The 18,229-nt window shown below is 69.0% G+C and carries 14 protein-coding genes; 6 read left to right on the forward strand and 8 right to left on the reverse strand.

Annotation, left to right across the window (positions count from 1 at the left end; translation table 11 throughout):
* Nucleotides 1–30: 30 nt before the first annotated feature.
* The 4 genes from ACZ5CR_RS29960 to ACZ5CR_RS29975 are packed head-to-tail and all read right to left on the reverse strand — an operon-like array spanning nucleotide 31 to nucleotide 4,209.
* Nucleotides 31–1,062, reverse strand: a complete 1,032-nt coding sequence (locus ACZ5CR_RS29960) for a LacI family DNA-binding transcriptional regulator (protein WP_468863044.1) — start codon at nucleotides 1,060–1,062, stop codon at nucleotides 31–33.
* The gene (locus ACZ5CR_RS29965; RefSeq protein ID WP_468863046.1) at nucleotides 1,059–1,964 is read right to left on the reverse strand and encodes a carbohydrate ABC transporter permease; all 906 of its coding nucleotides are present in this window, start codon (nucleotides 1,962–1,964) and stop codon (nucleotides 1,059–1,061) included. The genes ACZ5CR_RS29960 and ACZ5CR_RS29965 overlap by 4 nt, the downstream gene beginning before the upstream one ends.
* A complete protein-coding gene (locus tag ACZ5CR_RS29970; protein WP_468863048.1) occupies nucleotides 1,961–2,893 on the reverse strand; it encodes a carbohydrate ABC transporter permease in 933 nt (310 codons plus the stop codon). Before ACZ5CR_RS29970 ends, ACZ5CR_RS29965 begins: the two co-directional genes overlap by 4 nt.
* Nucleotides 2,890–4,209, reverse strand: a complete 1,320-nt coding sequence (locus tag ACZ5CR_RS29975; protein WP_468863051.1) for an ABC transporter substrate-binding protein — start codon at nucleotides 4,207–4,209, stop codon at nucleotides 2,890–2,892. Before ACZ5CR_RS29975 ends, ACZ5CR_RS29970 begins: the two co-directional genes overlap by 4 nt.
* Nucleotides 4,210–4,397: 188 nt before the next feature.
* On the opposite strand from ACZ5CR_RS29975, the gene ACZ5CR_RS29980 reads away from it, so the two are divergent.
* A complete protein-coding gene (locus tag ACZ5CR_RS29980) occupies nucleotides 4,398–6,419 on the forward strand; it encodes a beta-galactosidase (protein WP_468863054.1) in 2,022 nt (673 codons plus the stop codon).
* Between the two features lie 252 nt (nucleotides 6,420–6,671).
* Nucleotides 6,672–8,249, forward strand: a complete 1,578-nt coding sequence (locus ACZ5CR_RS29985) for a glycosyl hydrolase 53 family protein (protein WP_468863056.1) — start codon at nucleotides 6,672–6,674, stop codon at nucleotides 8,247–8,249.
* Nucleotides 8,250–8,283: 34 nt separating this feature from the next.
* On the opposite strand, the gene ACZ5CR_RS29990 is transcribed toward ACZ5CR_RS29985, so the two are convergent.
* Nucleotides 8,284–9,477 (reverse strand): pyridoxal phosphate-dependent aminotransferase, encoded by a 1,194-nt coding sequence (locus tag ACZ5CR_RS29990; RefSeq protein WP_468863058.1) that lies wholly within the window; start codon nucleotides 9,475–9,477, stop codon nucleotides 8,284–8,286.
* 144 nt (nucleotides 9,478–9,621) lie between these two features.
* Here ACZ5CR_RS29990 and ACZ5CR_RS29995 point away from each other — a divergent pair, with 144 nt between their 5' ends.
* Nucleotides 9,622–10,278: a ThuA domain-containing protein gene (locus ACZ5CR_RS29995; protein ID WP_468863060.1), complete on the forward strand. Its 657-nt coding sequence runs from the start codon at nucleotides 9,622–9,624 to the stop codon at nucleotides 10,276–10,278.
* Between the two features lie 74 nt (nucleotides 10,279–10,352).
* Here ACZ5CR_RS29995 and ACZ5CR_RS30000 read toward each other — a convergent pair whose 3' ends face one another.
* The 3 genes from ACZ5CR_RS30000 to ACZ5CR_RS30010 all read right to left on the reverse strand — a co-directional run bounded on the left by ACZ5CR_RS30000 (nucleotide 10,353) and on the right by ACZ5CR_RS30010 (nucleotide 14,795).
* Nucleotides 10,353–10,850, reverse strand: a complete 498-nt coding sequence (locus tag ACZ5CR_RS30000) for a peptidylprolyl isomerase (protein ID WP_468863062.1) — start codon at nucleotides 10,848–10,850, stop codon at nucleotides 10,353–10,355.
* A 117-nt stretch (nucleotides 10,851–10,967) separates the two neighbouring features.
* Nucleotides 10,968–12,122: a right-handed parallel beta-helix repeat-containing protein gene (locus ACZ5CR_RS30005; RefSeq protein ID WP_468863064.1), complete on the reverse strand. Its 1,155-nt coding sequence runs from the start codon at nucleotides 12,120–12,122 to the stop codon at nucleotides 10,968–10,970.
* Nucleotides 12,123–12,311: 189 nt separating this feature from the next.
* On the reverse strand, nucleotides 12,312–14,795 hold the full coding sequence (locus tag ACZ5CR_RS30010) for an alpha-L-arabinofuranosidase C-terminal domain-containing protein (RefSeq protein ID WP_468863066.1): 2,484 nt from the start codon (nucleotides 14,793–14,795) through the stop codon (nucleotides 12,312–12,314).
* Between the two features lie 264 nt (nucleotides 14,796–15,059).
* Here ACZ5CR_RS30010 and ACZ5CR_RS30015 point away from each other — a divergent pair, with 264 nt between their 5' ends.
* From ACZ5CR_RS30015 to ACZ5CR_RS30025, 3 genes are read left to right on the forward strand one after another with little or no spacing between them, the layout of a single operon-like run.
* A complete protein-coding gene (locus ACZ5CR_RS30015) occupies nucleotides 15,060–16,412 on the forward strand; it encodes an extracellular solute-binding protein (RefSeq protein ID WP_468863069.1) in 1,353 nt (450 codons plus the stop codon).
* 5 nt (nucleotides 16,413–16,417) lie between these two features.
* Nucleotides 16,418–17,356, forward strand: coding sequence for a carbohydrate ABC transporter permease (locus ACZ5CR_RS30020; protein ID WP_468863218.1), 939 nt, complete (start codon nucleotides 16,418–16,420; stop codon nucleotides 17,354–17,356).
* Nucleotides 17,353–18,225, forward strand: a complete 873-nt coding sequence (locus ACZ5CR_RS30025) for a carbohydrate ABC transporter permease (RefSeq protein WP_468863071.1) — start codon at nucleotides 17,353–17,355, stop codon at nucleotides 18,223–18,225. Before ACZ5CR_RS30020 ends, ACZ5CR_RS30025 begins: the two co-directional genes overlap by 4 nt.
* The last annotated feature ends 4 nt before the right edge of the window (nucleotides 18,226–18,229 follow it).

The following is an 18,229-nucleotide window of genomic DNA, read 5'->3' on the forward strand; positions in this document are numbered from 1 at the left end:
TCCTTGTACGTCAGGCCGGGTCTTGGTACGTCAGGCCGATCCGCGGATCACGAGCTCCGTCGGCAGAATGACCGCGGCCGGGTCCTCACCGCCGATCTGCGCGAGCAGTACCCGCACCATCTCGGCGCTGATGCGGTCCCAGGGCTGGCGGACCGTCGTCAGTTCGGGGCGGGCCGTCAGGGCGGCGGGCGAGTCGTCGAAGCCGCCGACCGCGACGTCCTGCGGGACCCGGCGCTCCGCGCCGTCGAGGGCCGTCAGGACGCCCTGCGCCATGAGGTCCGATGCGACGAACACGGCGTCCAGGTCGGGTGCCCGGGCGAGGAGCCGGGTGGCGGCGGCCTCACCACCGGCCCGGCTGTAGTCGCCGGACGCGATGAGCCGCTCGTCGACCGCGATGCCCTCCTCGGCGAGGACCTCCCGGTAGCCCGCGAGCCGTTCCACACCGCCGGGGGTGTCGAGCGGCCCGGTCACCGTGCCGATGCGGCGCCGCCCGAGGGAGAGGAGATGGCGCACCATGTCGCGGGCGCCGTCCCGGTCGTCCGCGGCGACATAACTCATCTTGGAGGCCTGGCCGATAGGCTTCCCGCACGCCACCAGGGGAACCCCGGCCTCCCGCAGCTCGTCCGCCACGGGGTCGCCGGAGTGGCTGGAGACCAGCAGCACCCCGTCGACATGGCCCGCGGTGATGTAGCGCATGATGCGGCGACGCTCGTCCGGGGTGCCGGCCAGCATCAGGAGCAGCGGGATGTCGTGTGCGGCGAGCGCCTGCGTGCAGCCCCGCAGCAGCACATTGAAGTTGGGGTCCTCGAAGAAGCGCTCCTGCGGTTCGGTGAGGAGGAAGCCCACGGAGTCGGAGCGGCCCGTTATCAGCGAGCGGGCGTGCCGGTTGACGACGTAACCGGTCTTGCGGATGGCCGCGTTGACGGCCTCCTGGGCGGAGGGGCTCACATAGTGTCCGCCGTTGAGGACGCGGGACACCGTGCCGCGCGAGACACCTGCCTCGCGGGCCACGTCGTGGATCGTCGGCGGCCTGCGCCTGCCCCCCGTTGCGTTCATGGTCACGACTTTACGGCTCCGGACAGCAGGTCGAGGCTCCAGAAGCGCTGGATGACCAGGAAGAGGGCGATGAGCGGCACGACGGCCAGGAGCGCGCCGGTGATCACGAGGGTGTAGAGCGCCGGGGTGTTGGAGCCCTGCTCCAGGAGCGTGAACAGGCCGAGCGTGATGGGGAACTTCTCGTCGTCGCTGAGCATGATGTAGGGGAGCAGGAAGTTGTTCCACACCGCCACGAACTGGAACAGGAACACCGTCACCAGGCCCGGCACCATCATCGGAAGCGCGATCCGGGTGAAGATCCGCCACTCGCTCGCACCGTCCATCCGCCCCGCCTCCACGACATCGCCGGGCACGGCCGCGGAGGCGTAGATCCGGGCGAGATACACGCCGTAGGGCGAGAGGACGAGCGGCATGAGGACCGAGGCGTACGAATCGGTGAGATCGGCTTTCGCGAGCAGTAGGTACTGCGGTACGGCCAGGATCACCGGCGGCATCAGGACGCCCGCCATGAGGATGTTGAACACGCTCTCGCGGCCTCGGAAGCGGTAGACCGCGAGGGCGTAGCCGCTGACCGCGGAGACGGCCGTGGACAGGAGTGCGCCGAGACCGGCGTAGAGGGCGGAGTTGCCCATCCAGCGCCAGTAGATGCCGTCGCGGTAGGCGGACAGGTCCGTGACGTTGTCGGCGAAGCCGCTGCCGGGCCAGAACGTGAACGTGGAGAACAGTTCGCGCCCCGACTTGGTGGAGGCGATCACCACCCAGAGCACGGGCAGCAGGCAGTACAGGGCGCCGAGCACGAGGACGGCGGTCGGGAACAGGGCGATGCGGCGGGGCGGTGGCGGGCCCTGTGCGGCGCCGGGGGTGGTGCCCGCGGCGGGCGGGGCCTTGCGGACGGCGAGAGAGCTCATCGGGCCGCCTCCTTCTTGGTGCGGGAGTTCGCGGCGCGCAGGAACCCGAAGGACAGGACGAGCGTGGCGACCGCGATGATCACGGCGGTGGCGGCAGCCGAGTTGATGTCACCCTTGCCGAAGGCGTCCTGGTACACCTTCATCAGCGGACTCCACGTGGTGGAGACGGAGTTGGTGAGCGGCTTGAGAGTGGTGGGCTCGCTGAACACCTGGAGCGTCGCGATGATCGAGAAGAAGAAGGTGAGCACCAGCGAGGGCGCCACCATCGGGATCTTGATCCGCAGCGCGATCTGCAGCTGTGAGCAGCCGTCCAGCTTCGCCGCCTCGTGGACCTCGGCAGGGATGGCCCGCAGCGAGGTGTAGATGACGATCATGTTGAAGCCGGTGCCGCCCCAGACCGCGATGTTGGAGAGCGCGAAATAGAGCGGGCCGCCGTCGAGCAGATCGGGCTGCGGCAGACCCAGTTTGTCGAGGACGAAGAAGAACGGGCTGACGTCCTGGAGGTAGAGGAACCCCCACAGGAGCGCGGCGATGACCCCGGGCACGGCGTACGGCAGGAAGATCGCGAGGCGGGTGAACGGGGTGAGACGCACCCGCTCGGTGTCCAGGAGCAGCGCGAAGAGCAGGGCGAGGCCGAGCATCACCGGGATGACGATGGCGCCGTAGCCGAGCACGCGCAGCGCGCCGTGCAGGAGTTCGGAGTCGGTGAGGGCGTCGGTGTAGTTGCCGATCCCCGCCCACACCTCGTGCCGGGCGTCCTTGCCCAGGCCCAGGCCCTCCACCTCGACCTTGTGCAGGCTGAGCCAGAGCGCGTACCCGATGGGCAGCGCGAAGAAGAGCGCGAACAGCAGGGTGGCGGGGAGCAGGAACGCGTACGGGGCGCGCTTGACCCCGTACGAGGTGCGGCGGCGCGGGCGTGCGGATGTCACGGCGCGACTCCGAAGCCCTGCTTCTTCAGGTCGGCCACGGTGGTGTCCTGCATGGTGTTCAGGGCGCCGCCGAAGTCGGACTTGTTCTTGGCGGCCGAGCCGAAGGCGTCCCTGAACGAGGTGTAGGCGACGTTCACGTTCGGGCCCCAGGCGCCGGGCGCGGCGGTCTTCGCGATCTCGGCGGCCCGCGGGTAGAAGTCCTTCTGGCCGGCGAAGAAGGCCGGGGGCTCGGTGAAGGCGCCGCTGGTCTGGGCGGCGGTGGCGGCAGGGTAGATGCCGCCTTCCTTCGCGAGGGCGTCCAGGGCCTTCGGGTCGGTGTTCAGCCAGGCGGCGAACTTGGCCGCGGCGCCCTTGTGGTCGCTGTCGGTGGTGACGGCGGTCGACGACCCGCCCCAGCTGCCGGTGGTGTTCTCGCCCTTGGACCACTGCGGCAGCGGCGCCATGGCCCACTTGCCCTTGGTGTCGGGCGCGGCCGTGGTGAGGGTCCCGGGGGCCCAGACGGCGCTGACCCAGGCGATCTGCTTGCCGGTGTTCAGGGCTTTGTTCCAGGCTGGGGTGTACATCGGCTGGTTGTCGATGGCGCCTTCCTCGACGAGGCCGCCCCAGAAGTCGGCGACCTTGCGGGTGGCGTCGTCGTCGATGCCGACCTTCCACTTCTCGCCCTTGGTGGTCCACCACTTGGCGCCGGCCTGCTGGGCGAGGCCCGCGAAGAGCCCGGAGTCGTTGGCGGAGAACGTGGTGAGGTCCTTGCCGGAGTCCTTCTTCTTCAGCGCGCGGGCGGTCTGGGCGAACTCCTCCCACGTCGCGGGGACCTTGAGGTCGTACTTCTTGAAGAGGTCCGCGCGGTAGTAGAACATCATCGGCCCCGAGTCCTGCGGCACCGCGTACACCGCGTCGGAGCCGAGCGTCGTCTGCTGCCAGACGCCCTTGGGGAACTCGCCCTTCGCCCGGCCCACTTCACCGGATATGTCGGCGAGCGCGTCGTTGCTGACCAGGGTCGGCAGCGCCTGGTACTCGGCCTGGACCAGGTCGGGGGCCTTCTTGGCCTTGTGGGCGGTGAGGATCTTGGTGACGAGGGTGTCGCCGGACGCCTGCTTCTTGACCGTGACCTTGATCTGTTCCTTCTTGCCGGGGCCCTTGTTCCACAGATCGACGACCTTGTCCATGCCGGGCGTCCAGGCCCAGTACGTCAGGGAGGCGGGGCCCGACTCCGCCTGGCTCTCGTCGTCCGACGAGCCGCACGCGGTGAGGGTGGCGGCGCCGAGGGCGAGGGCGAGCGAAGTGGCGTAGAAGCGGCGGTGCTTCGTGAACGGCATGGATGGTCTCCCCTTACCGGGTGGCTGTGCCGACTGCGTCGAGCGGCCTGCCACGCATCTGTGAGCGTTCACAGTAGAGAAACATCCAGGACACTTGTCAATGGTTGTTGCTGTGCGGTTATGTTGAACTGAGAACCGCGAAAGTGTGTGTGCACGTTCCCAATTGATCGATGACTCGGGAGAGATCCATGCCGGAGAACACCCCCACGGGCCTGACCGGGCTCGCCTTCGGTGGGGACTACAACCCCGAGCAGTGGCCGGAAACCGTCTGGCGCGAGGACGTGGCGCTGATGCGCGAGGCGGGCGTCACGATGGTGAGCGTCGGGATCTTCTCCTGGGCCCTGCTCGAACCGTCACCGGGCGTCTACGAGTTCGACTGGCTCGACCGGATCCTCGACCTCCTGCACGAGAACGGCATCCGCGTCGATCTCGGCACCCCGACGGTCGCGCCGCCCGCCTGGTTCTACCGCGCGCACCCCGATGCCCTGCCCGTCACCGCCGAGGGCGTGCGCTACGAGTTCGGCTCACGCGGCGCCATCTGCCACAGCAACGCCGCCTACCGTGAGGCGTCCTCCGGCATCACCGAGCAACTGGCCCGCCGGTACGGCACGCATCCGGCGCTCGCGATGTGGCACGTCCACAACGAGTTCGGCGTGCCGGTCTCCGCCTGCTACTGCCTGTCGTGCGCCGTCCACTACCGGGGCTGGCTCCAGGCGACGTACGGGAGCGTGGATGCGGTCAACGAGGCGTGGGGCACGACCTTCTGGGGCCAGCGCTACGGCTCCTTCGAAGAGATCGAGCCGCCGCGCGCGACCCCCACGGTCGGCAACCCGGCCCAGGCCCTTGACTACCGCAGGTTCGCCGACGCGACCCTGCGCGAGAACTTCGTGCGGGAACGCGACATCCTGCACCGGCTGGCTCCCGGCGCCCCCGTCACCACCAACTTCATGACCGCGCTCAGCCAGTGCGACTCCTTGGACTACTGGGCCTGGGGCCGCGAGGTCGACCTCGTCACCAACGACCACTATCTGATCACCGACGGCCGCCGTACCCACGTCAACCTCGCCATGTCCGCCGACCTCACCCGCTCCGTCGCGGGCGGCGCACCCTGGCTGCTCCTGGAGCACTCCACGTCCGGCGTCAACTGGCAGCCCCGCAACCCCGCGAAGGCGCCGGGGCAGATGGCCCGCAACTCCCTGGCCCATGTCGCGCGCGGCTCCGAGGGCGCCATGTTCTTCCAGTGGCGGCAGTCGCGGCGCGGCGCGGAGAAGTTCCACTCGGCGATGCTGCCGCACGCCGGGACGGACTCGCGGGTGTGGCGCGAGGTCGTGGAACTCGGTTCCTCAGTGGGGGAGTTGACGTCACTGAAGGGCACGAGGACCGTCGCCGACGTCGCGATGCTGTGGGACTGGCACTCCTGGTGGGCGCAGACACTCCAGTGGCGGCCCAGCGAGGACCACGACGCACGGGAGCGCGCCGACACGTTCTACGAGGCACTCTACGACCGCCACCTCACCGTCGACTTCGCCCACCCGGAGGCCGATCTTTCGGCGTATCCCCTGGTCGTCGTGCCCGCGCTCTATCTGGCGACGGAGGCCGCCGCGCTCAACCTCAAGAACTACGTGGTGCAGGGCGGCACCCTCCTCGTCTCCTACTTCTCCGGCATCGTCGACGAGCACGACGCCGTGCATCCCGGCCCCTGCCCCGGCGCGCTGCGCGACGTGCTCGGCCTGACCGTCGAGGAGTTCTCACCGCTGCTCGACGGGCAGTCGGTGCGCATCACGGGCCCCGACGGCGCCGAACTCACCGCAGACGTATGGACCGAGTTCGTCGTGGAGCGCGGCGCCGATGCCGTGTGGACGTACGCGGACGGCCTGGCGGCGGGGCACCCCGCCGTCACCCGGAACCAACTCGGCGAGGGCACCGCCTGGTACGTCACCACACGACTGACCGCCCGCGATCTCGACACGCTGCTCGCCGCCGCCTGCGCCGACGCGGGCGTCACCGAGCGACCCGAACTCCCGCGTGACGTCGAGGTGGTGACCCGTCGGGGCGACACCGGAACCTACGTCTTCGCCATCAACCACTCCGAGTCCGACGCCAAGGTGCCGCTCGACGCCCACGGCACCGAACTCCTCACCGGCGAGCGCGCCGCGGGCCGCCTGGCGGTGCCCGCGGGCGCGGTACGGGTCGTACGCCTCGACGGCTGACCCGCCCCCCACACGCCGGGCGGGTCCGTGGGGGACCCCACCCGGTCCGGGGGGGGGGGGGGGGGGGGGGGGGGGGGGGGGGGGGGGGGGAGGCGCGGCACCCCGCCCCCCCCCCCCCCCCCCCTTGCGGGTTTGTTTTTGGGGCCCCCCCCTCTGCTGTGTTTCTACCCCCCCCCCTCTTGGCTCCCCCCCCCCACCAACCCCTCACCTCCTCCCCACTCCACGTACCGCGAAGTCGAAGGGACATCGACGATGCACGGAAACGGAACACCCGGAATCGGGATACCGGAAAGAGGCTCGCGCGCCAGCCGCAGAGCCGTCCTGGCGGCGGCGCTCGGCGGCGCGGCCGTCATGGCCCTGCCCGCCCGGTCGGCGAGCGCCGCGTCCACCCTCACCAACGGGGGATTCGAGAGCGGCACCACCGGCTGGAGCGCCTACGGCACCGGCGCCGCCTCCTTCGCGGAGGCGGGTGGCCGTACCGGCGGCCGACGTCTGTCGCACTGGTCGGCGTCGGCGTACAAGGTGGAGACCTGCCAGTACCTCACCGGCCTCACCAACGGCACGTACACGCTCACCGCCTGGGTACGTTCCAGCGGCGGGCAGAACTCTGCCTACCTGGCCCTCAAGAGCGGCTCCGCCGAACAGCGCACCGACCTGCCGCCCACCCCGAACGGCGCGTGGATCCGCCTCGTCACCTCCGTCACGGTGACCGGCAACGCGTGCACCGTCCGCCTGTACTCCGACGCGAACGCGGGGAACTGGGCGAACTTCGACGACATCACGCTCACACCCGGCTCAACAGGCCTGTCCATCAAGGGCGCTGACATCTCCTCACTCAAGAAGAGCGAGGACTTCGGCGACGTCTACCGCACCGGATCGGGCGCCACGGCCGACGCCGTCGCCGTGCTCAAGTCCGCCGGGATGAACTACGCCCGCCTTCGTGTGTGGGTCGACCCGGCCGACGGCTACTGCGACAAGGCCCGCGTCCTTGCCGTGGCCAAGCGCGTCAAGGCGCGGGGCATGAAGCTCCTCGTCGACTTCCACTACTCCGACACCTGGACCGACCCGGGCGCCCAGACGATCCCGTCGGCCTGGCAGGGGCACTCCTACGCCCAGTTGAAGACCGACGTCCACGACCACACGTACGACGTCCTGAACGCGCTCAAGGCCCAGGGCACCACCGCCGACATGGTGCAGATCGGCAACGAGCTGAACGGAGGCATGCTGTGGCCCACAGGATCGACCTCCGACTGGGCGCAGCTTGCCGGACTCCTGACGGCGGGAGCCACGGCCGCGAAGGCCGTGTCGTCGAGCACCCTCGTCGCCCTTCATCTCGCCAACGGCGGCGACAACGCCCTGTACCGCACGTGGTTCGACAACGCGGTCTCCCGCAAGGTGCCCTTCGACGTGATCGGGCTGTCCTTCTACGGCTACTGGCACGGAGCCCTCCGCGACCTCCAGGCCAACATGGACGATCTCGCCGCGCGCTACGCCAAGCCGCTCTACGTCGCCGAGACGGCCTACCCCTTCCGCCTGGACAGCGACGACGGCTGGGAGAACGTCATCGACAAGACCGAGGAACTCGTCGGCGGCTACCCCGCGACCGAGGCGGGCCAGGCGGCCTGGTTCCGCGACATCCAGAGCGTCGTCGAGGCAGTCCCGTCCCGCCGTGGCCTCGGCGTCTTCTGGTGGGACGCCACCTGGACCGCCGTCGAGGGCAACGGCTGGGACCCGACGGACCCCTCGACGGGCAACGCCTGGGAGAATCAGGCGCTCTTCGACTACGACGGAGTGCCGACCGAGGCCATGAGCGGCTTCGCGCACCGATGACCCAGGCCCGGATGGCAGGCCTGGTCGGCATGGATCAGGCCCGCATCACCAGACGGTCCACCGCGGGGTTCCCCGTGCCGTAGGGGACCGGAAGGAGCCCGGCGCCCCCGGTCGCGTACAGCGCCTGTTCGAGACCGCTCACCAGGTGCTGTACGTCGACCGGCGGCCGGACCACCAGGCGCAGGAAGCGGCTGGAGCTGCCGATCTTGTTGCCGCACTCGCGGACCAGGATGCCGTGCTCCGCGAGGAGCCGGTCGCGCAGGACCACTCCGTCGACGCCGTCGGGCAGCCGCACGTACACGAAGTTCCCCTGCGAGGGATAGCTGGTGAGTCCGGGAAGCCGACCGAGGTGCCAGATCATCTCCTGGCGGTCACGGCGCACCTGTCGCAGGCTCAGATCGTAGGCGTGGCGGTGCCGCTTGAGCATGAAGACCACCGTCTCCGCGAAGGAGTTGAGGTTCCACTTCGGCAGCGCGGCGCGCACTCTGCCCGCGAGCCCGGGATTGGCGACGAGATAGCCGAAGCGCACGCCGTGCAGCCCGAAGTTCTTGCCGAGACTGCGCAGCACGATGACATTGGGCCGGAGAACCGCCTCGTCGGCGACGCTCGACTCCGCTCCCGCGTCGGCGAACTCCAGGAACGACTCGTCGACGACGACCAGGTCGAGGTCCTGCAGCGCGTCGAGCAGCGCGAGCACGGAGCGGCGCGGGAGCATGCCTCCGTCCGGGTTGTTGGGGTTGCAGACGACCGCTGTACGAGAACCCCGGGCGCGAACGAAGTCGACGTAGGCCGACGGATCGAGCGCGAACCCGTCGGCCTCCGCAAGCAGGAACATGTCCACGCGCTTGCCGGTCTCCATCGACTGATCGGTCCACCGCCCGAACGTCGGCACGGGCACCGCCAGGGCGTCGCGCACCAGCAAGTGGTCGATCCAGGTGATGAGTTCGGTCGACCCGTTGCCCATGACGACGGTCTGCGGATTGAGCCCGAGCACGGCGCTGAGCTCGGCCGCGATGATGTCAGCGCCGCTCGGGTAGTACGTGAGGATGTCCCGCAGTCGGCCGCCGAGCTCCTCGTACATCTCCGGTGTCGGGAAGTACGGATTGCACGGGATGCAGAAGTCGACGAGCGGCTGTCCGCTGTCCGCCGCCCTGTTCAGCGCGGAGTACGAGGGGGTGTGCGCGGTGGACGCGCGGAAGAGAGCGGTGACGTTGCCCGCGTCTGCCATGGGAGGCCTCCGGGTAGGGGAGGATGGTGTCTCCCGTACATACGTACGCGGGCGCGCGCATGCTCAACCAGTGGGGCGCGAGGGGTGGCAGGGCCGTGCCCGGCGACCGGCGATCTCCGGCGACGGCTTCTACGATCAGGATCCATGAGCCCCCGCCTGCTGATCTACAGCCGAACGACCGCCTACCGGCACGCGTCGATCCCCGCCGGAGTCGCCGCCCTGCGCGAGCTCGCAGCCGGGACCGGCTGCTCCGCCGACGCGACCGAGGATCCGGCCGCCTTCGAGCAGGACCTGTCCGGCTACGCGGCGATCGTCTTCCTCTCCACCAGCGGCGAGGTCCTCACCCCCACCGGACGGGAGGCGCTGCGCGCACACCGGTCGGCGGGCGGCGGCTTCATGGGCGTCCACGCCGCCGCCTGCACCGAGTACGACTGGCCGTACTACGGCGAACTCCTCGGCGCGCGCTTCGCCCGCCATCCCGCCTGCCAGCCCGGCCGCCTGACCGTCGAGGACCACGCGCATCCCGCCACCGCGCACCTCGCCGCCACCTGGGATTTCACCGACGAGTGGTACGACTTCCGGGCCTCGCCCCGGGGAGCGGTGCGGGTCCTGGCCTCCGCCGACGAAGCCTCGTACGAAGGCGGCGGGATGGGCGCCGACCACCCTCTGGTGTGGTGCCACGAGCACGGCGGCGGCCCGATGTTCTACACGGCGCTCGGCCACGCGGACGAGGCGTACGCGGACCCGGACTTCCGCGCCCACCTGCTCGGCGGCCTGCGGTATGCGACCGGACTGGGCTGAAGGGGCGGACCCGGGCATGGGTGAGCCCCCGCCTCACGAGGCGGGGGCTCAGGCCAGGTCCTACCCGCGAGGTCCTAGAGGGTGCCGGAGGCGGAGATGGCGATCTCGGCCTTGGTGGCGCCGGACTGCGAGCCGAAGCTCTCGATCTTCTTGACGAGGGCCAGGCTCTCCTCGTCCGCGACCTCACCGAAGACCACGTGCTTGCCGTCGAGCCAGGTCGTGGCGATCGTGGTGATGAAGAACTGCGAGCCGTTGGTGTTGGGGCCCGCGTTGGCCATCGACAGCTGGCCGGGCTTGGTGTGCTTGAGCTGGAAGTTCTCGTCGGGGAACTTCTCGCCGTAGATGCTCTTGCCGCCCGTGCCGTTGCCGGCGGTGAAGTCGCCGCCCTGGAGCATGAAGTCCGGAATGACGCGGTGGAACTTCGAGCCGGCGTAGCCGAAGCCCTTCTCGCCGGTGGCGAGCGCGCGGAAGTTCTCCGCGGTCTTCGGCACGACGTCGTCGAAGAGGTCGAACGTGATGCGGCCTTCAGGCTGGCCGTCGATGGTGATGTCGAAATAGGCCTTGATTGTCATGGTCCTCATCCTGTCATTGCCCTGTCCCCACCCGCCAACCGAACCCCCGCTGAGCCCTCCGCGAGCCTTCCACGATCTTCCCGCAACCCCGCTGACCAGGCATGATGCCGTCGACACTCAGTTCATGGTCGAGCCGATGCCGGTGCTGCCCGTCGTCAGGAACGTCGTCGCGGGCAGGGCGCCGCCCGTCTGGCGGGCGCCGTACACCGTGGTGGCGTCCGTGGACCGGAAGGCCGGGGTCGCGACACCGCTGTCCCAGTTGTTGCCTGCCGAGACCGTGCCGGAGCCGAGTTTCGCCGGGCCCGTGCCGTTGCCGACGGCGAGGTTGCGGGCCAGGCGGCCCTTGCCCGTCGCGCAGTAGAAGCCGGACTCCTTGTTGGCGTACGCGGTGTTGCGATTGAGATTGATCGCGCCCGGATTGGAGTTCTCGGTGAAGCCGTGGAGCGTGTTGTCCCAGGCCGCGTTGTTGTTCACCAGGTGCGCGGCGCTCGCACCGCCGCCGCCCAGCTTGAACCCGTTGCCGTTGCCCTCCCAGGCGGAGTCGTTCCAGCGGTTCTTGCCGTTGCCGAACGCCCAGGAGTGCTCGACGGTGACGGGGGAGGCGTACTGCCACAGGTCCAGGCCGTCGTCGGCGTTGTTGAACAGACGGGCCCCGGTGATCTTGTTGCCGGTGCCCGAGCCGAACTTCACGGCGAGGCCGTCGGCGTTCTGGCCGTGCGTGGCGGCGTCGTAGTTGCCGTGGCTGTCGAGGTTCCGCACCAGGTTGTCGGTCGTGCCGTCGCCACGCAGGGTGAACCCGGAGTCGCCGTTGTCGGCGGTGACCATGTTCTTGAAGATGCCGCCGACGGACGAGGTGGCGACGAAGCCCTGGGCGGGGGAGTTCTGGAAGGTCAGATTCTGCACCGTCCAGTGATCGCCGTAGATCCCGGCGAGCCAGGAGCCCGCGGCGAGCTTCGAACCGTCGATCTTCACCTTCTCGCTGCCGTACGCGGTGAGTGTGATCCGCGCGGAGGCACTGCCGTCCGCTGTCGACTTCAGGGTCTTGGCCGGGTAGTACGTGCCGCCCCGCACCTGGATCGTGGTCCCCGCCGACGCGTTCGCCACCGCGGACTCCAGGGCCGCGGCGGTCGACACGACGACATCGCTGCTCGCGGCGTCCGCGTCGTCCGGAGCCAGACCCAGACAGAGGCCTCCCGCGCCCGCCGCCACGGCGACGGCGGCGGCGACGGTGATCGTGCGGGTCCTGCGGTGGCGTCCGGTGCCGCTGCTCACAGCAGACGTTCCTCTCCTAGGGGGGTGTGGTGCGGCGGCGGCCCGGGAACCCCTTGCCCTCCGGGCGGCCGCCACCCCCTTGTCCCCGCCGCGCGCCGGAAAGGTTGCCGCGCGGAAGGATCTTTCTCGGTCAGCCTCTCGGCACGGTCGGTCGATCTCTCGGCACATTCAGTAAGCCACTAGGCGCGGTCAGCCGGTCTTGATCCTCATGAAAGTGATCGAATGCGCCGGGAACGTGTACGAGAACGCGTCGGACACGCCCTTGAACGTCGAGGTCACCGGTCTGACCGGCGTCGCGTCCTTCGTGTTCTCCGCGGCCGCTTCCGCGGCGAGCGTGGTCACCTTCGCAGTCCGCCCGACCCGCGTGCCCGATCCGAGGCCGACCTTGGTGCGGGCATCGGAGCCCTGCGCGTTGACGACCTTGACGATGAGGTCACCGTTGGCCTTGTCCCGGGTGACGACCTGGCGGAACGGCTCGGCGGGCTTGTCGTCCGTGAAGGAGCCCCACTTCTCGCCGTCGAGGAAGAGCGTCACCTGGCGGCCGCGCACCTCCACGCGCAGGTCGTAGCTGCGGCCCGTCTCGATGGTCGTCGTGTCCTGGACCATGGTCTGCTTCGCGCCGTCGACGGACTTCTCGACGGCCGACTGGCTGTTGTTCCAGCCGCCCAGGTTCCACCAGTAGTGGTTGCCGGTGTCCTTGACCCCGAAGGCGACCATGAAGCCCTCCTTGCCGGACTTCTTGGTGGCCTTCACGTTCAGGTCGTAGTTCTGCCAGCTCTTGTCGCCCGCCGTGACCAGGGTGTTCTCGGCGGTCTCGTCGGACTGCACGTACGCGCCGTCCTGGACGGCCCAGGCCCCCTTGCCCGCCGCCTTGCTCCACTTGCCGTCACCGCCGGAGAAGTCGTCGGACAGGAGCGTCTCGCCGTCCTCGCCGGTGACCTTCACATCGTCGTACGCGGCGGTGGTCGCCCAGGTGGAAAGGCCGACGGCGCCGGTGATGGGACCGGACGTGGCGGGGGTGCCGGATGCCGTGGACGGCACGACCTCGTCGCCGACGTTGCGCATGAAGAGCTTCTGCGTCTCGTAGTTGGCCGAGCCCCATGACTGGTCGTTGTCGTACCAGATCATGTTCGGCTTCCACTGCACGTAGTCCTCGTTGGCGAGCAGCGGGGCGTACGAGGCGAGCTTGACGACGTCGGCGTTGCGCTCGATGCCGGTCATGAAGGCGGCCTCGGACAGGGCGTTGGAGAACGTGTTGCCCTGCGAGGCGTATTCGCCGAGGAAGACCTTGGGGCCCTCGCGGTCGTAGGAGTCGTAGCGGTCGTTGTTCTCCAGGAACCACCGCGGGCTGTTGTAGTAGTGCTCGTCGACCATGGCGACGTCCGCGTCACGGTTGAGCTGCCAGGCCTTGTCGAAGGTCGAACCGCTGTCGTCGGGGCCGGAGTTGGAGATCACGGTGATGTCCGGGTGCTTCGCCTCGATGGCCGCGCGGAACTCCTTGAAGCGGGCGAAGAACTCCTCGGGAAGGTTCTCCTCGTTGCCGACTTCCAGGTGGGTCAGGTGGAAGGGCGCGGGGTGGCCCATCGCCGCCCGCTTCTTGCCCCACTCGCTCGTCGCCGGGCCGTTGGCGAACTCGATGAGGTCCAGGGTGTCCTGGATGTGCCGCTTGAGGAGTGCCGGGTCGTCGGTGGCCTTGTTCTGGCCGCAGCCGGTCACCAGGGCGGGCACGACGGGCAGCGGCATGGCGCCGGTGTCCTCGGCGAACTGGAAGTACTCGTAGTAGCCGAGGCCGTAACTCTGGTTGTACCCCCAGAAGTTGGCGTTGGTGGCCCGCTCCTCGACGGGCCCGATGGTGTCCTTCCACTGGTAGGAGCGCTTGCGTTGCCAGCCGGACTTCTCGTCGTACCCCTCGTGGGAGCCGGTGTTGACCAGGCAGCCGCCCGGGAAGCGCAGGAAGCCGGGCTTGAGGTCGGCGATCTTCTGGGCGAGGTCCTTGCGCAGGCCGTTCGTACGGCCCTTGTAGGTGTCGCGGGGGAAGAGGGATACCTCGTCGAGCGCGACGGGGGCGTCCGACGCGACCGTGAGCCGGCCGGTCGCGGAGGTGCGTCCCGCGGTGAACGAGGCCTTGTACTTCGCCCAGCCGCCGCGCGCGGTGACCCGGCGCGCCGGGGCGAGGTCGCCGGATGCGTCGCGCAGGCTGAGGGTCAGCGGAGCCTTCTGGGTCCCGCCGGTGCGGGCCCAGACCGAGAAGTCGTAGCGCTTGCCCTTGGCGACCGCGAGGCCGGTGTTGTAACCGGTGTTGGTGACGGATGAACCGCCGCCCAGCGAGAGGTAGGTGCGGTTGCGGGCGTTGAGGCGGCCGTCGTCGTTCAGCACCTCGGCGGAGCCGGACGTCTCCCATGAGGTCAGCGGCTTGTAGGAGGCGTTGTCGGCGGCTGTGTACTCGAAGGAGCGGTTCTGGACGAGCTCGGCGTAGAGGCCGCCGTCCGCCGCCCGGTTGATGTCCTCGTAGAAGACGCCGTACATCGAGTCGTCGATCTTCGCGCCGGTGCGGGTCGGGTCGACGTCGATCGTGTAGTCGGTGGGTTCGGCCGCGGCGGTGGGTCCCGCGGTGAGCGTTCCGGCGAGCAGGGCTCCCAGGGTGAGCCCGAGTCTCCATCGTCTGCGTGCCATGCGTGCCCCAGTCCTCGTGCGAGATGTCGAACGCTGATCAGTAGGTCGAACGGCAACTTAGATATGCGGAGGACGGCCCGTCAACGCATTGCGCAGGAAGTGGCCGAGGTGCGCCCCGGGGTTCGTGATCTCGAACAACTTCCCGCGAAATCACGGGACTTCACTCCCGGCTCTGTCGGAACCGTTGACGCGCCCGGCGTTCAACCTTACGGTCCGTTCGAAGTTGCGAGCAGCATTCGATATATCGGACAGAAGTGAGCCGCAATGTCACCACCCCTCCCGAGCCGACGAGGTGTGCTCGGCTCCATCGGAGCGCTCGCCGTCGCGGGCAGCTTCGGACTCGCCGCCGCGAACCGCAGTGCGTCGGCGATCGCGTCGGACGCGGACGTACGGGTCCGCTACTGGAATCTGTTCTCCGGCGGCGACGGCGCCAACATGATCGCGATGCTTGACGCCTTCCGCGCCGCGCACCCCCAGGTCGACGTCAAGGACTCGACCCTCCAGTGGGGCAACCCGTACTACACCAAGCTCGCCATGGCGGCGTCAGGGAACCGCGCCCCCGACCTCGCGGTGATGCACCTGGGCCGGATCCCCGGCTTCGCGCCCGGACAGCTGCTCGACCCCTGGGACGTGCGGCTGCTCGCCGAGTACGGCGTGCGCGAGGCGGATTTCAACCCGGTCCTCTGGAAGCGCGCCGTGGTCGACGGCAAGCTCTACGGTCTTCCCCTCGACATCCACGCCCAGCTCTGCTTCTACCGCAAGGACGTGTGCGAGAAGGCGGGACTGCTCGGTGCGCACGGTGATCTGGCGAAGGTCACCTCGACCGAGGACTGGTTCACAGCGCTGAAGGCAGCCAAGAAGGCGGTCAAGGGGGACGTCCACACCATCGGCATCAAGGCCGACGAACCGAACTTCTCCTGGTGGTTCTTCCTCTCCTTCTACACCCAGCTCGGCGGCACCTGCCTCAGCGCCGACGGCCGGGACGTCACCCTCGACACCGACAAGGCCACCCAGGTTCTGGAATTTTTGCGGCAGCACCTGACCGACGGCTACTCCACCGCGATCGGCATCGCCGACGGCGAGTCCTTCGTCAACGGCTCCGCCTTCACCTGGGAGGGCAACTGGTCGGTGCCGGTCTTCAACGGCGCGAAACTGAGGTACGGCGCGACCCCGCTGCCGCCCGTCTTCGGCGAACCCGCCACGCACACCGAGTCGCACTGCTTCGTCCTGCCGCACCAGTCGCGGCGCGGCGGCGCCACCAACCAGGGAGCGCACCAACTGGCCGCGTACGTGGTCAAGAACGCCACGGCCTGGGCGCGCGGCGGCCACATCCCCGCTTATCTGCCGACGCTCGACGACAAGAAATACATGTCGCTCAAGCCCCAGTCCGAGTACGTCTCGGCGATGGACCACATGGCGGTCGAACCGCCCGCCTGGTTCGCGGGATCCACCGGGCTCCTGGCCCAGCGCATCGGCCCCGTCATCGCCTCCTCCAACGTCGGCTCCGCCAAGCCGGACGCCACGGCCCGCCGCATGAAGGGCGTACTCGAAAAGCTGGTCGCCATGAAGAACCCGATGGAAGGCCGATCCGCCGCCGAGGGAGGGCCCGCCGCGTGAGCGCCATCGACACCGCGGTCGCACCGGCCGCCGTACGGCCCGCCCCGGTGGCGGACGCCGAATCGCTGCGGACACGCCTCACCCGGCGCTTCCAGCACGGCGGCTGGTTCGTCGCCCCGTTCCTGGTCCTCTTCGCGCTGTTCGTGCTGCTCCCGATCGGCCGCGGCCTGTGGCTGAGCTTCACCGACGCCAACATCTCCGGCACCGGCGAACGCTTCGTGGGTCTCGACAACTACCGCGAGGCCTTCGACAACCCGCTCATGTGGGACTCTCTGGGCCACAGTGCGTACTTCACGCTGCTCGTGGTGCCCTGCATCGTCGTCCTCGCGTTCCTCCTCGCGCTGCTCGCCCACCACATCGAGCGCGCCAAGTGGCTGTGGCGGCTCTGCTTCTTCGCCCCCTTCCTGCTGCCGTCGACGGTCGCGGGCAACCTGTGGCAGTGGCTGTTCAACCCGGGCACCGGAATGATCAACCATGTCTTCGGCCTCGACACGCCCTGGCTGACCCAGAAGTCCACCGCGATGCTCGCCGTCGTGATCACCACCCTGTGGTGGACGGTCGGGTTCAGCTTCCTGCTCTTCCTCGCGGCGCTGCAGAACATCCCGACGCATCTGTACGAGGCCGCCGAGCTCGACGGCGCGGGCGCCTGGCAGCGGCTGGCGCACATCACCCTGCCGATGCTGCGCAACATCACCGGCCTCGTGATCACGCTGCAGATCCTCGCCTCGCTCCAGGTCTTCGACCAGGCCGTGGTGATGCAGGACTTCGGGCCAGGACCTGAGGAAAGCACCCGGACCTTCGTCCAGTACACGCTCGAAGAGGGCTTCACCGCCTACCGCGTGGGCTACGCCTCCGCGATCTCCATCATCTTCTTCGTGCTCATCGCGGCCGTCGCCCTCGGCCGGATGTGGCTCCTGCGCAAGCGTGAGGAGGGCGTGCGATGAGCACGACCGTCGTCGTACGGAAGAACAGCGGCAAGAAGAACAAGAAGAAGTGGACCCCGAGCCAGATCGCGCTCACCGCGCTCGGCGTCCTCGTCTCCGCGCTGTGGATGACGCCGCTCCTGTGGGCCCTGTTCACCTCGCTGAAGTCGGAGACCGAGGCCGTCGAGGTGCCCACCCACTGGGTGCCCCAACAGTGGACGGGCCAGGCGTGGAAGGCGCTCTTCGAGAGCGGCAACATCACCAACTGGTTCGTGAACTCAGCTGTCGTCTCGGTCTGCGTCACCTTCATCGTGGTGTTCGTCAGCGCGCTCGCCGGCTACGGCTTCGCGCGCACCGAGTTCCGGGGCAAGAACGCGCTGCTCGGCCTGGTGATGGCGGGCCTGATGGTGTCGCCCGCCGTGCTCGGCGTCCCGCTCTTCACGACCGTGCAGTCCATGGGGATGGTCGACACCTACTGGGGCATGATCCTGCCGCAGTGCGCGCCCGCCGCGATGGTCTACATCCTCTACAAGTTCTTCCAGTCGATCCCGCACGAGCTGGAGGAGGCCGCGTACATCGACGGGGCCGGACGCTGGCGGGTCTTCTTCACCATCGTGCTGCCGCTGTCCCGGCCCTCGCTCTCCGCCGTCGGGATCTTCACGTTCATCGCGTCCTGGAACAACTTCCTGTGGCCCTACATGGTGACCAACAACCCCGACCTGATGACCATGCCGAACGGCATCGCGACCGTCATGAACTCCTACGGCATCCAGTGGGCGCAGCTCATGGCGGGCGGCCTGATGGCGGGCCTGCCCCTGGTCGTCGTCTTCGTCTTCTTCCAGCGGCAGATCATCAGCGGCGTGGCCCACACGGGCCTGGCCGGTCAGTAAGCCC

This window comes from Streptomyces sp. NPDC031274 (assembly GCF_055570235.1).